This window comes from Vibrio sp. ArtGut-C1 (genome assembly GCF_002105475.1).
In the GTDB taxonomy this organism is placed as follows: domain Bacteria; phylum Pseudomonadota; class Gammaproteobacteria; order Enterobacterales; family Vibrionaceae; genus Vibrio; species Vibrio diabolicus.
Window position 1 is genome coordinate 70235 of the sequence record NZ_NCTH01000017.1, and the last position, 13954, is coordinate 84188.

Annotated in this window: 10 protein-coding genes; 5 read left to right on the forward strand and 5 right to left on the reverse strand. The window is 45.0% G+C overall.

Features of this window, described 5'->3' with window-relative positions:
- Window positions 1-109 precede the first annotated feature (109 nt).
- From aroG to B7360_RS15295, 3 genes are all read left to right on the forward strand, one after another.
- Entirely contained in the window at window positions 110-1162 is a 1053-nt protein-coding gene (gene aroG, locus B7360_RS15285; protein ID WP_012842357.1) for a 3-deoxy-7-phosphoheptulonate synthase AroG, read from the forward strand.
- A 142-nt stretch (window positions 1163-1304) separates the two neighbouring features.
- Window positions 1305-2477, forward strand: a complete 1173-nt coding sequence (locus B7360_RS15290; RefSeq protein WP_085343905.1) for an MFS transporter — start codon at window positions 1305-1307, stop codon at window positions 2475-2477.
- 211 nt (window positions 2478-2688) lie between these two features.
- On the forward strand, window positions 2689-4251 hold the full coding sequence (locus B7360_RS15295; RefSeq protein WP_048624841.1) for a PAS domain-containing methyl-accepting chemotaxis protein: 1563 nt from the start codon (window positions 2689-2691) through the stop codon (window positions 4249-4251).
- Window positions 4252-4392: 141 nt separating this feature from the next.
- Here B7360_RS15295 and tkt read toward each other — a convergent pair whose 3' ends face one another.
- Window positions 4393-6384 (reverse strand): transketolase, encoded by a 1992-nt coding sequence (tkt, locus tag B7360_RS15300; protein ID WP_085343906.1) that lies wholly within the window; start codon window positions 6382-6384, stop codon window positions 4393-4395.
- A gap of 123 nt (window positions 6385-6507) precedes the next feature.
- Window positions 6508-7458: a transaldolase gene (gene tal / locus B7360_RS15305; protein WP_085343907.1), complete on the reverse strand. Its 951-nt coding sequence runs from the start codon at window positions 7456-7458 to the stop codon at window positions 6508-6510.
- 466 nt (window positions 7459-7924) lie between these two features.
- On the opposite strand from tal, the gene B7360_RS15315 reads away from it, so the two are divergent.
- Both B7360_RS15315 and B7360_RS15320 read left to right on the forward strand, forming a co-directional pair.
- On the forward strand, window positions 7925-8926 hold the full coding sequence (locus tag B7360_RS15315) for a sugar-binding transcriptional regulator (RefSeq protein ID WP_005396112.1): 1002 nt from the start codon (window positions 7925-7927) through the stop codon (window positions 8924-8926).
- Between the two features lie 131 nt (window positions 8927-9057).
- Window positions 9058-10350, forward strand: a complete 1293-nt coding sequence (locus tag B7360_RS15320) for a glycoside hydrolase family 18 protein (RefSeq protein ID WP_085343908.1) — start codon at window positions 9058-9060, stop codon at window positions 10348-10350.
- 25 nt (window positions 10351-10375) lie between these two features.
- On the opposite strand, the gene B7360_RS15325 is transcribed toward B7360_RS15320, so the two are convergent.
- The 3 genes from B7360_RS15325 to B7360_RS15335 are packed head-to-tail and all read right to left on the reverse strand — an operon-like array spanning window position 10376 to window position 13855.
- A complete protein-coding gene (locus B7360_RS15325; protein ID WP_085343909.1) occupies window positions 10376-12667 on the reverse strand; it encodes an EAL domain-containing protein in 2292 nt (763 codons plus the stop codon).
- A gap of 21 nt (window positions 12668-12688) precedes the next feature.
- A complete protein-coding gene (locus B7360_RS15330) occupies window positions 12689-13519 on the reverse strand; it encodes a sulfurtransferase (RefSeq protein ID WP_085343910.1) in 831 nt (276 codons plus the stop codon).
- 39 nt (window positions 13520-13558) lie between these two features.
- The gene (locus B7360_RS15335) at window positions 13559-13855 is read right to left on the reverse strand and encodes a hypothetical protein (protein WP_005396101.1); all 297 of its coding nucleotides are present in this window, start codon (window positions 13853-13855) and stop codon (window positions 13559-13561) included.
- Window positions 13856-13954: the final 99 nt, after the last annotated feature.

Sequence of the window (13954 nt, forward strand, 5' to 3'; positions counted from 1 at the left end):
AGACAGAAAATGACCAGAGCCCTTGATGCTGCTCGCTTTGTGAACAATGTTGCAATGAGTTCAGTTGGCAAAAAATTGGGTCGGAAATAAAAACCAGGAAGTAGAAGTAATGTTTCAAACTGATGATGTAAGAATAAATAGAGTAAAAGAGTTATTGCCACCTGTAGCAGTATTAGAGAAGTTCCCAGCGACTGAAACCGCTTCTTCGACCACTTTCGATTGCCGTAATGCCATTCACAATATTCTTGAAGGAAAAGATGACCGATTGCTTGTAATTGTTGGCCCGTGTTCCATTCACGATCCTGCTGCTGCGGTTGAATATGGTAAAAAGCTAAAAGTATTACGTGATGAACTTGGTGAACAACTAGAAGTTGTGATGCGAGTTTATTTTGAGAAACCGCGTACAACGGTAGGATGGAAAGGTCTGATCAACGACCCTTACCTAAATGATACCTACAAGCTGAATGATGGTCTGCGTATTGGACGTAAGCTTCTTCTTGATCTTACCGATATGGGCTTGCCGACCGCGAGTGAGTTCCTAGATATGATCACGCCTCAGTACGTGGCGGATCTGATTAGTTGGGGGGCTATCGGTGCTCGTACGACAGAATCTCAGGTTCACCGTGAGCTTGCTTCTGGTCTTTCTTGTCCTGTTGGGTTTAAAAATGGTACAGACGGGAACATTAAGATCGCGAGCGATGCGATTCGTTCTGCAAGTGCTTCTCACCACTTCTTATCAGTAACAAAATACGGTCATTCTGCGATCGTAGAAACCGCTGGCAATCCTGATTGCCATATCATTCTCCGTGGTGGTAAAGAGCCAAACTACAGTGCAGCGCATGTTGCTCAAATTAAAAACGAGTTAGATGGCGCAGGGCTACCGAAAAAAGTGATGATTGATTTTAGCCACGCTAACAGCTCGAAGCAGTTCAAACGTCAAATGTTGGTATCTGATGACGTATCAGAGCAAATCGCTGGTGGCGAAGAAGCAATTTTTGGTGTGATGATTGAGTCTCATTTAGTTGAAGGTCGCCAAGACCTAGTAGATGGTAAAGCGGCCACTTATGGTCAGTCGATTACCGATGCATGTATCGGTTGGGAAGATACGGAAACCGTACTTCGTCAGCTTTCAGATGCAGTAAAAGCGCGCCGTAACAAATAAGCTCAACAGAAAGAACTTTTTTAAAGAGCCAGAGGCATTGTGCTTCTGGCTCTTTTTTATTGAGAATTACTCGCATCTCTTTCTATTGTTTCTGCTTTCCTATATGTTATCTGTATGCGCTGTAACCAAAAGGAATTTGGAATTGAATCGTAATGTATGGCTATTATCCCTTTGCCAAGCCCTATTAATGACAGGGAATATTTTACTCATATCTGTTATTGCCCTTATTGGCAAAACACTTGCGCCGTCATCAAGTTTTATTACGTTGCCCGTTGCGCTGCAATTTTTAGGACTGATGGCTGCGACGATCCCAGCATCACTAATTATGGGCAAGTTGGGACGTCGACTTGGGTTTAGTCTCGGTAATGTTATTGGCATTTTGGGTGCCAGCCTAGCGACGTATGCGTTAAGTCAACAGAACTTCTATCTGTTCTGTGTTTCTACCTTTTTGCTTGGTGTTGGTATTGGCTTCGGAACGCTATACAGATTTGCTGCTATTGAAGTGTGTGAAGAGTCGGCAAGACACAGGGCGATTTCGATATCTATGGCGGGAGGGGTACTAGCGGCGATACTTGGCCCTAATTTGGCGGTGTATTCGCAGCAATGGTCAGATGATGGTTTGTACATTAGTGCTTTTGCCGTGCTTATTGGACTTTATATAACTGCGTTGATCGTGCTGCAAACGATTCGTTTTCCACCAGCACACACGCAAGTTCTACATACTAAAGCGGATAAAGTGGGGCATATTATCCGTCGACCTAATTTCATGCTAGCGGTTATCGCCGCAATGGTTGCGTATGCGGTGATGAACATTTTAATGACAGCAACGCCTCTGGCGATGATTGGTTGTGGCTTTGATTTTGACAAAGCGGCAGGAGTGATCGAATGGCATGTGCTGGGCATGTTTGCACCGGCGTTTGTCACGGGACGCTTGATAGAGCGGCTTGGCGCGAAGAATATGATTTTAGCCGGTGGATTGCTATTTGTTGCTTGCATTGGAATTAACATACACGGAGTGTCCATTTGGCACTTTAGTCTTGCTTTAGTTCTGTTAGGCGTTGGTTGGAACTTTATGTTTATCGCGGCAACTGGGTTATTTAGTCAAAGCTATGAAGCGAAAAACAGGAGCAAAGCTCAAGCATTTAATGAATTCTTTGTGTTCAGTTGTGTCACTATCACTGCATTACTATCTGGCTGGCTTGAATCCACCGTAGGTTGGCAAAACCTTAATTTGTACGTTCTTCCTTTTGTGTTACTCGTCATCGTGATGTTTGCTTTGAAAACGAACAAAGAAACGGAATCCCAAACTGCTTGATTAGATCTTCTATACATGGCCCGGCATAACGTGTCGGGTTTTGTTTATTAGCTCAACTCCACAACTGCTTCTTTATATTTTTATTGATAATGTGAATTCCCACACTAAAAATGTCGAATTGATAAGACTTTTTATCTAACTTTTTGTAATAAAAATAAAAATCCTGTATATATCTTGCCGAAAATCAATAAAAACTACAGAAGTTTCGTCTATGTCAGCCAATATTTCTCATAAAGCTCAAGAAACTCTCGTGAGGGAGTCTGAGGAACTCGTCTCAACAACGAACCTACAAGGTGTTATTACGTATTGTAACGAAGCCTTTTGCCGTGTTGCTGAGTACACTCACGAAGAACTCGTCGGTCAGAACCACAATATCGTTCGCCACAATGACATGCCTAAAGCCGCTTTCGGCGATATGTGGGCTCGTCTTAAGCAAGGCAAAGCCTGGCGCGGCATGGTTAAGAATGCCACTAAGTCGGGCGGTTACTATTGGGTTGATGCCTATGTCACCCCTATTTATGAAAATAACCACGTTGTTGGTTATCAATCTGTGCGCGTGAAGCCAAAGCGAGAGTGGGTTGATATAGCCACGAAAGCCTACAAGAGTATGCGCGCCGCCGAGAAGTCAGGTCGTACTTGGTCGTTGAAACTCAATGAAACCATTCGCTATGCGATTCTACTTGGCGCATTGACCGCACCTGCCGCCGCATATGCATTGTCTATTGAAGGTCCATTAGCTTGGCTTGCAAGTGCACTACCTGCGAGTGTTCTAGCGTTGTTATTCCGCCAAGAATTAATTGATACGCCTCAACAACTGAAAAAGTTACAAAAGCAATACGACAGCGTGAGTCGCTTGATCTATTCCGGTAATACGGCATTTTCGATTGCCGATTTCCATATCAAAATGCTATCCGCAAGAATTCGAACCGTGTTAGGAAGAATGACAGACTCCGCATTGCCTTTGCAGCATTGTGCTGAAGAGTTGAGCCAAACCACAGCAGAAGTTTCGGCTGCATTAAATCAGCAAAACACCGATATTCATCGCGTACGTGATGCGACTCAAGAGGTGGAGTCTTCGGCGAATTCAGTCTCTTCTAGCACCAATGATGCCCATATGCTAATTGATGACACCTTGAAGTCATGCTTGATGGCGAAGGAAACCATCGATCAAACGCACACCAATCTAACGCAGTTGAGCCTTCAAGCTGAAAAAGCGACGGAAACGACGTATCAGCTGAGTGATCAGGCGCAGAAAGTGAATCATTTGATGGAAGAGATTGGTGGGATCGCAGAACAAACCAATTTACTGGCACTTAACGCGGCAATTGAAGCGGCGAGGGCGGGTGAGCAAGGTCGTGGTTTTGCTGTTGTTGCCGATGAGGTGCGCGCGCTCTCTGGTCGCACATCCAATGCAACTGAACAAATCCAAGCGTCTATCTCTGCTATGTTGGCGACGATACAAAGTTGGCAAAAAGACATTCTGGCAAACAAAGAGCAAACGGATACATGTTCTCAGGTTGCAGAGCAAAGCGCGCTTCGTTTGTCTGAGGTTGAACAGATGATGCAAAGCATGAGTGGGTTGATGGTCGATGTGGCGGAAGCGGCGAATAATCAGCTGAAGCTCTCCAGCGATGTAAATCAGCATATTCACTCTATTGCTTCTACGGCAGAGCAAAACTTGGCAGCAACGCACTCCGTAGAGCAAAACAGCCGTCAGTTGAAAGAGCAAGTACAAGATTTCTATCAGCTCGCGCTTCGATTTGAAGACAAATAGCCGTAACGAAAGTCGTTGTGTTCACTTTCTGGCTGTGTTTACACAAATAGGGGCCAGATAAAAGAAAGCCCCGCCATTGCTGGCGGGGCTTTTCAGTTTTCACATTCGCAATAGAGAAAACTGATTATCTTTTTACTGCAATTACGCTAGTAGTTCTTTTGCTGTATTTACTACGTTTTCAGTAGTGAAACCGAACATTTTGAACAGTTCACCAGCAGGTGCAGATTCACCGAATGAAGTCATACCGATGATGCGACCGTCGAAGCCTACGTACTTGTACCAGAAGTCAGCAATACCTGCTTCGATAGCGATACGAGCTGTTACGTCTGATGGTAGAACGGCTTCACGGTAAGCGGCGTCTTGTTTGTCGAATGCATCTGTTGATGGCATTGAAACAACGCGTACTTTCTTACCTTCAGCAGTTAGCTGTGCTGCTGCTTCTACTGCTAGCTCAACTTCTGAACCTGTTGCGATAAGGATTAGCTCTGGCTTGCCTTCGCAATCTTTCAGGATGTAACCACCTTTCGCGATGTCCGCAACTTGCTCAGCATCACGCTCTTGTTGCGCTAGGTTTTGACGAGAGAAGATAAGCGCAGTTGGTGCATCTTTACGTTCAATCGCTAGTTTCCAAGCCACTGCTGATTCAACTTGGTCACATGGACGCCATGTGCTCATGTTTGGCGTTAGACGTAGCGATGCCATTTGCTCAACCGGTTGGTGAGTTGGGCCATCTTCGCCAAGACCGATAGAATCGTGCGTGTACACTTGGATGTTCTGAATCTTCATCAGAGCCGCCATACGCATTGCGTTACGAGCGTATTCCATGAACATTAGGAATGTCGCGCCGTAAGGAACGAAACCACCGTGTAGCGCAATACCGTTCATGATCGCCGTCATACCGAATTCACGTACACCGTAGTGGATGTAGTTACCAGAGAAGTCGCTTGCTTCTAGAGACTTAGAACCAGACCACATGGTTAGGTTAGAAGGCGCTAGGTCAGCAGAGCCGCCCATGAACTCAGGTAGTAGAGTACCAAATGCTTCTAGAGCGTTTTGAGATGCTTTACGTGATGCAATGTTCGCTGGGTTTGCTTGAAGATCGGCAATGATTTGGCTTGCTTTCTCTTCCCACTGTGCAGGAAGCTCACCGTTTACGCGGCGTTTAAATTCAGCTGCCAGCTCAGGGTACGCTGCTTCATAAGCTGCAAATTTCTCGTTCCACGCTGCTTCCTTAGCTGCGCCTGTTTCTTTCGCTGACCATTCTGCGTAGACTTCTTGCGGAATTTCAAAAGGACCGTGCTCCCAACCTAGTTCTTTGCGTGTTGCTGCGATTTCTTCTGCACCTAGTGGCGCACCGTGACAATCGTGTGAACCAGATTTGTTTGGTGAACCAAAACCGATGATTGTCTTAGTACAGATAAGTGTAGGGCGAGGATCCGCTTTCGCCGCTTCGATTGCTGCGTTGATCGCTTCAGAATCGTGACCGTCTACTGCTGGGATTACGTGCCAGCCATACGCTTCGAAACGTTTAGGTGTATCGTCAGAGAACCAACCTTCAACGTGACCATCGATAGAGATGCCGTTGTCATCCCAGAATGCGATCAGTTTGCCTAGACCTAGTGTACCAGCTAGAGAACATGCCTCGTGCGAGATACCTTCCATCAGACAGCCGTCGCCCATGAACACGTAAGTGAAGTGGTCAACGATGTCGTGGCCTTCTTTGTTGAACTGTGCTGCTAGTGCTTTCTCAGCTAGAGCCATACCAACCGCATTAGTTATGCCTTGACCTAGAGGACCCGTTGTTGTCTCGATACCAGGCGCGTAGCCGTACTCTGGGTGACCAGGAGTCTTAGAGTGAAGCTGACGGAAGTTTTTCAGATCATCGATAGATAGCTCGTAACCGCTCAAGTGCAGTAGAGAGTAAATTAGCATTGAGCCGTGACCGTTAGACAGTACGAAACGGTCGCGGTCTGCCCACTCAGGGTTTGATGGGTTGTGGTTTAGGTGAGAGCGCCAAAGAACTTCAGCGATATCAGCCATGCCCATAGGTGCACCTGGGTGACCAGAGTTAGCTTGTTGAACACCATCCATGCTTAGTGCACGGATTGCATTTGCTAGGTATTTACGATCCATAGTGATTACTTCTCGATAAGGGTTTAAATAGAGGGAACTCGTCGAAACAAGTTCAAATAGAAAATCTTGAATAAGCGCTGATGGTAAAAGCGAGTAGACGGGCTACTCGCTTTTGGTAAGCAATTAAAGCTTAGCTTCGATCATCGCTTCTAGTTTACCTTGGTCAACGGCGAAGTTGCGGATGCCTTCAGCCAGTTTCTCAACCGCCATTGGGTCTTGATTGTGTTCCCATAGGAACTCAGAGTGAGTCATTGGTGCAGGACGCTCAGCTGCGCCTTTAGAGTCAACCAACTTCTCAACCACTTCGCCTTCTGCCGCTTCTAGCTCAGCAAGTAGAGCAGGAGCGATAGTTAGACGGTCACAGCCAGCCAGTTCTAGGATCTCACCGATGTTGCGGAAGCTCGCGCCCATAACAACCGTTTTGTAGCCGTACTCTTTGTAGTAGTTGTAGATCTTAGTTACAGACAGTACGCCTGGATCTTCTGAAGCTTCGAAGTCACGGCCTTCTTTCGCTTTGTACCAGTCCATAATACGGCCAACGAATGGAGAGATTAGGAATACGCCAGCTTCTGCACAAGCACGCGCTTGAGCGAATGAGAATAGAAGCGTTAGGTTACAGTTGATGCCTTCTTTCTCTAGGATTTCAGCTGCGCGGATACCTTCCCAAGTAGACGCCAGTTTGATAAGGATGCGGTCGTTAGTTATGCCAGCATCGTTGTACATTTTCACTAGTTGGCGTGCTTTCGCTACGCTGCCTTCCATATCGTAAGATAGGCGAGCATCAACTTCTGTAGAGATACGACCTGGGATAGTTTTTAGGATTTCTTTACCGATGTTTACTGCAAGCATGTCACAAGTGTCTTGAACTTGTTGAGCTTTGTCGTTGCTCTGTGCTTTAGCATATTCGATTGAAGCATCGATTAGAGGTGCGTACTCTGAGATTTGAGCGGCTTTCAGGATAAGAGAAGGGTTAGTTGTTGCGTCTTCTGGTTGATACTTTTTGATTGCATCAATTTCGCCAGTGTCTGCTACTACAGTCGTTAGTTTACGAAGTTGCTCTAACTTGTTGCTCATAATCGATCATCCTATTTAAATGGGCTTAAGCGTGATTTTTGTTATCACAGCTTGTGCATTTGCAAGCGAGTTAGCTAATCGTCTCATCGCATTTAATGAGACATCTGCTCAGCCAACTACGGAAAATTTCGTTACCGAACAAATGCAATGAACATTTGATCGATAGCTGAGTAAATGATGTGTCCATATTTATCCTATCTATGCTGAAAGTCAATCGCTGAAATCGACTTATAGTGAACTTCATCAACGTTTTTTTACTGTGTGTTTAGTGGTTAACCCAAATAAACGTTTGCCCTTATTGTTCAAAGGTTGAGCGTTGTACGTGAGGGTAAAAAATTGTAGTGAGAAAATGTTATTGCGATGAGCAAATGTAGCGTTTAAATTGATAAAGAACATATGCTAAGTCAATGAGCATATGCTCACTTATTGCATACAATATCGATCCTCTTAAAGGGCGAGAGAAACCATGAGCAGTTCTAATCAAGATATTTCCATTGAAAACACGGATTTGTTGACAGAGATTTCCGTCGCGTATTATCAAGACGGTGCGACTCAGGAAGAGATATCGAGAAAATTTGCCATATCACGCGCAAAGGTCGGGCGAATGCTCAAGCAGGCGCGTGATGAAGGCATCGTTGAAATTACCGTTAAATACCACCCGGTGTTTAGCGCCAAGATTGAACAACGTTTGATCGAGCGATTCGGCGTTAAGCGCGCGCTTGTTGCTCTTGATCAGCCGAATGAAGAAGCACAACGACTACAGGTATCGGGATTGGTGTCCAATTACCTCACCAGCACGCTTAAAAACGGCATGGTGGTGACGGTCGGACAAGGGCGCAACGTGTCGTCCGTCGCTCACCATATTGGTGTTATTACGCCGCGTGACTGTAAATTTGTATGTGGTATCGGCGGTATTCACCCACGTGGTGGTATGTATAACGCCGACCACATTTGTCGTCAGTTAGCGAAAAAGTACGGTGGAACGTCCGAAACTCTCTATGCGCCGGCTTATGCAGAGAACAGAGAACAGAAGTTGGCTTTCATGCAAAATGCAACCGTGAAACAAACGCTCGACCTAGCACGTAAAGCTGATGTCGCTTTGGTCGGTATTGGTGACATGAGCGAAAACAGCTACATGGTGGACTTAGGTTGGTTTACGCCTGATGAAGTGGTTCAGTCGAGGCTTCAACAAGGCGTGGTCGGGGACTTTGCAGGTTATGATTTCTTTGATATTCACGGTAATGTTGCCAACACCGTAATGAGTGACCGAGTGATTGGCCTTGGTATTGAAGAGTTTCGCCCAATATCGGAAGTCATCGCGATTGCAGCGGAGAACAGCAAGCCGCTCGCCTTACTTGGAGCATTAAGAACCGGAGCGATAGACGTGATCGCCACGAGCGTCAGCAACGCATTAACGGTACTCAACTTAGATGAGCAAATGCACGGCAACGCGGCATCTGAGAGTTAGCACAAATAATATGCAATTTATGTAATCAGGCTGCGAGGAGTTATAAATGACTCGCAGCCTGATTTCGTTTTCAAGTTAAAAATATTCTCTAGGAGTAGCTTTAAATTTGTACATCTACTCTGGAGAACACAATGAAAAAGACACTTCTTGCTGCACTGATTATGGGGCTAACTGGTGCGGCGCACGCCGAGCAAAAAGTCGTAGCGGGTTACTTTGCGGATTGGCAGTACGCAAATGCAGAAAACCCATACACGGTGAACGATATTCCCGCAGATAAGCTGACGCATGTGATTTACGCGTTTCTTAGTATGTGCGGCCCTCATGCCGGTGCTTCTGAAACGGTACAAAAACTGGTTGCCGAACAATGTGAAGGAAAAGATCCGTATACGGCGATCATTGTCGATACAGAAGCGGCACTGGAAAAGAACTTTGGAGCTGTCTCCGTTAACGTGCCATACAAAGGCCACTTCGCTCAACTTGCTGAAATGAAGAAACAACATCCTGATCTCAAAATTCTCCCTTCTTTTGGTGGTTGGACAATGTCCGAACCGTTCCATGCTATGGCAAAAAACAAACAAGCGATGGATCAATTCTCAAAAACTGCCGTTAAGTTGATTGCTCAATATGATTTCTTTGATGGTATTGATCTGGATTGGGAATACCCTGGTGGTGGCGGTTTAACAACGTCGCCTTGGAACCCTGACACCAAGCTTTCTGATGAGCAAAAAGTATCTGAGCGTGAGGCCTTTACCTATTTGGTGAAAACCATGCGTGCAGAATTAGATGAACTCACAAATCAAACCAAACGTGAATACGAGCTCTCTACTGCTGTTGGCGTTGGTCCAAAAGCAGCAGGTATCGATTGGAAAGCCGCGGAGCCGTACCTAACTAACATGTTTGCGATGACGTATGACTTCCTTGGTGGTTGGGGGCAGCAAACCGGGCATACTACCAACTTGCATGCGACTGAGCGAAGCTGGTGGGGCATGGGCGCAGACGTGTTCATCAATCAGATGATTGAGCTCGGTATTCCAAGTGAGAAGCTGGTGATTGGCGCTGCGTTTTACGGGCGTGGCTGGCAAGGCACCAAAGACTTCTCGGGTGGTTTACCAACGCAAGATCTTGTATCCGAGCAAGGAGCGCAGTTTGGTACGGGTGAGAACGGCTATTTCATGTTCTGGGATTTGGTGAAGAACTATGGAGCGGAGCAGGGCTACGAGTACAAGTATGATGAGCAATCTCAAGCGCCTTACTTGTGGCATCCTGTAAAGAAAGTCTTTATCTCTTACGAAGATCAACGCTCGATCAAAGCCAAAGCAAATTGGGCTAAACAGGCGAACTTAGGCGGTATTTTTACTTGGGAATTGTCAGGCGATCCGAAAGGAGAATTGGTGGAGGTGATGTACCAAGAAATGAATAAATAAAACCTTCTAAGCAAAGCGATCGTAATTATTCAACTACGGTTTCTTTGCTTTGGTTCTGCTTCGTAAAAGCGATCAAGTCTTCAAGCGATAAAGGTTTAGAGTAGAAGTAGCCCTGAATCAAATCACAACCGCAAGCTTTTAACTCATTCAGTTGTTGCAGCGTTTCTACTCCTTCAGCCAGTACTTTCATTTCAAAGTTTTTGCCGATAGAAATGATATTCTTAACCATATTCAGCGCTTTTTTGTCATCCTCAATGTGATCGACAAAGCTCTTGTCAATCTTCACCTCGTCAATAGGTAGCGTACGCAACATGCTTAATGAAGAGTAGCCAGTCCCGAAATCATCGAGCGAGATTTTAAAGCCAAGAGCATGCAAGCGCTCGCAAATTGGTGCGAACTTTTCAAGATCTTCAATAAACAGGTTTTCGGTGATCTCTAGGGTAATCTTTGAACATTCGATGCCGCGTTTCTCAATAGCATTCATAAGATTAGTAATGAATTTGGCGTGAACAAACTGTTTGACCGAGATGTTAATAGACATCTGGATAGATGTATCAATATTACCAGTCAGTTTAGCCATATCCGTCAGGCTATTTTCAATGATTTGTTCACCAATACGAACCATCAACCCAGTGCTTTCTGCGACGGGAATAAATTCACTTGGTGGGACTAAGCCGAGCTCATCATCACTCCAACGAATAAGCGCTTCGACACCATAAATATCGCCTTCTAGGTTTAACTGAGGTTGATAAACCATATGAAGCGCTTGCTTATCTATCGCGAGCCTCAGGCGTTGCTCAATTTTCATTTTACGCAGGTGTGTAGCTTGCATCTGCTGATTGAACAGGCTGTATACGTTGCGTTGTTTTTTCGCTTGATACATCGCAATATCGGCTGACAGGAGCAGTTCATCTAATGTTTCACCATGGTGTGGATAGCAGGCAATACCAATACTGCAACTGAGCAGGAACTGACTGTCATTGACTTCGTAGGGTTCTGATAGCGCCTTTATTAAGTCGCTCGCTAGTCTTTTAACGCTTACTTCATCAATTCGATTTGTTAGAAAAATAAACTCGTCACTGGCTTCACGGATGATTAATCGGCCATCGTTAACAAAGGTGTTTAAGCGGATAGATATTTGTTTTAGAACTTCGTCGCCAAAGTCATGACCATGTGTGTCGTTGACTGATTTGAAATTATCAATATCGATAAACATCAAAGAAAAAGGATTCCCTTTCCCTGAAAGCCAATGTCGAATGTTTGCGCGTAGGTACTCTCGGTTTGGTAATCCAGTGAGATGATCGTGGTTCGCTTGATAGAGCAAACGTAGTTTTGTTTTATGTTCATTGTTCGCAATGGAGCGGAATAAAGCGTAAAAAGCACCTTGGACGATAAGAAAAACAATCGAGTACAGTGCAAACTGTTCGTAAAATCCGCGCTTAATAAAATTCAAATCTGTCGAGGAAGAGGCCCAAAGATGATAATCAGGAAGGTATCTCAATGTGATTAACTCACTCAGGCGAGAATTGTCGACAACAATATTTAGCGCTCGTGTGAGCTCTTTTAGTTGCGCCATATCCCAGCCTGAATCTTTTGTTATTTGAGCCATAACGGCTTTTATATCTAAATCATTGGCAGGTTTTAGGTAATCTTCTAGGGTTGTATCTTCTGACGAGCTAAAAGTAAGGTAGCCATCACTGCGGATCAATGTGACCCGGTTGTGCTCATTGGCATGGATGTCGTTACGAAAAACCGAAGATGAATTCATATTAAAGCCAGCCGTCATCACTGCTTGTACAACACCATCTTTATTTGGAATTGCTTTTCGGATCGGAATCACAAGTGAATCTTGAGCTGGCATAAAATACGTTCGACCTATAATCATTCGGTCGGAGTTGAGCGCTGCCAAAAAGGTATCACGAGTCAGTGGATCTTGTTTTAGATTATGCAGCTTTGCCAAGATCAAATTGGAGCTTACGGCGATGTAGTCTCCATCGGGGTTAGTTAGGCCGAACCCAATAATCGCCGGATGGATACTGAGCAGTTTGTCCAGCATTGGGCGAGTTTGAACTGCTGCTGTACGAGAAAAGTCATTTCTCTCGACCAACTGATGACCAATGACTTCAAGTAACGATTCTTGTCCTTTCAGAAGTGATTCGACAGAAGAGGCAAACAGCTCCAATTGTAGGAGCTGCTTATCTTTGTACTTATTCAGGGTTGACTCATAATGGTAGCGGCCAAACAACACGAACAACACGGCGCTTATTGTAAGTAGCGCCATGTATAGTGTCCAAATGTTCTTCTTTAACCTGACCATGCCGCTTCGATAGCTCCTAGATTAGCGAGTAATGGGTAATGAGTGGTCTGCGCCCCATTCTGTCCATGACCCGTCATAGACCGATAAATCACGCCAACCTAACTGGTATGCTGCTAGCAGCAAAATACAGGCCGTTACACCTGAGCCACAACTGAAAATGATTGATTTATCATTATATAACGTTAGTGCACTAAATGCTTGTTTCAATTCCGAGTCTGCCTTTATAAAGCCATTATTCAACAATGTTTGGAAAGGGAGGCAAACAGAATTAGGAATATGACCAGAACGCAGTCCCTCCCTTGGCTCTGGTACCTCGCCTAAAAAACGTGCACGTGAGCGAGCGTCAACAATGTTTGCACTGCAATTGTTTGAGTACTCTAATATTGCATTTGCGTCCAAAAAAGCATGTTTATTTAATTTCCCGGTAAAGTTTCCAAGCTGCTTAGCTTCTGACAATGCATCCGTGACAGGCAGTCCAGCCTCAATCCAAGCCGGGAGGCCACCATTAAGCACTTTGACATTATTGTGTCCCATTGCCTTAAACATCCACCATGCGCGCGGAGAGGCGAGTGTTCCTGAGTTGTCATAAACAACAATAAGGTCTTCGTTGTTCAGGCCAAGTTTCTGAGCGCTGTGATTAAACCCTTCTTCTGTTGGCATCATATGAGGGAGATTGGTATCTGGCAGACAAAAGTCATTGTCGTAGTCGAAACGCAATGAGCCTGGAATCCACTTATTGGTGATCTTTTTCCCTTCGGAAGGAATTTGAAAACGAATACTCGCGTCTAGAAGTTTTACATTTGGTTGGTCTAATAAAGCATGAAGTTCTTTGGCATCGATCAATGCTTGCATGGTTAAATCCTTCTGATTTGGGAAGTCCGCACAGTATCTTTACTCACAGCGAATGAATGAAAGGGATGAGTCAAAACTTGAGCGGGATGCTTGGTGGAACAACGCAATAGAGCCCACTGGACAAGATGCGGACACTGGAACCGTCACTCGTTGTTGCTCTATCTCAGGTGAATTAATAGTGAGGTACCGACGTTGACCATCAAGGGACTGAGTTAAAGTGTTGCTAATGACGGTGGCTGAAACCGTGTTCTCATCCGTCTGCTTAATGAGCAACAAGAGCACAAGTAGGGCAATGAAACCGCTGAAGACCAACATATAGGTTTTGGGATTATCCAATTTGCGCTCCATTGCTATTGTTTCAAGTAATCATTTTGTTTTACAACAAAAAAATCGCATGTTCAAAGAACGATGCGATTTTGTCTTAAAACCTGTGGC

Coding starts and splice junctions, on each gene's coding strand:
- aroG (WP_012842357.1), top strand. CDS start 110: ATGTTTCAAACTGATGATGTAAGAATAAATAGAGTAAAAGAGTTATTG.
- B7360_RS15295 (WP_048624841.1), top strand. CDS start 2,689: ATGTCAGCCAATATTTCTCATAAAGCTCAAGAAACTCTCGTGAGGGAG.
- tkt (WP_085343906.1), bottom strand. CDS start 6,384: ATGGATCGTAAATACCTAGCAAATGCAATCCGTGCACTAAGCATGGAT.
- tal (WP_085343907.1), bottom strand. CDS start 7,458: ATGAGCAACAAGTTAGAGCAACTTCGTAAACTAACGACTGTAGTAGCA.
- B7360_RS15315 (WP_005396112.1), top strand. CDS start 7,925: ATGAGCAGTTCTAATCAAGATATTTCCATTGAAAACACGGATTTGTTG.
- B7360_RS15320 (WP_085343908.1), top strand. CDS start 9,058: ATGAAAAAGACACTTCTTGCTGCACTGATTATGGGGCTAACTGGTGCG.
- B7360_RS15325 (WP_085343909.1), bottom strand. CDS start 12,667: ATGGTCAGGTTAAAGAAGAACATTTGGACACTATACATGGCGCTACTT.
- B7360_RS15330 (WP_085343910.1), bottom strand. CDS start 13,519: ATGCAAGCATTGATCGATGCCAAAGAACTTCATGCTTTATTAGACCAA.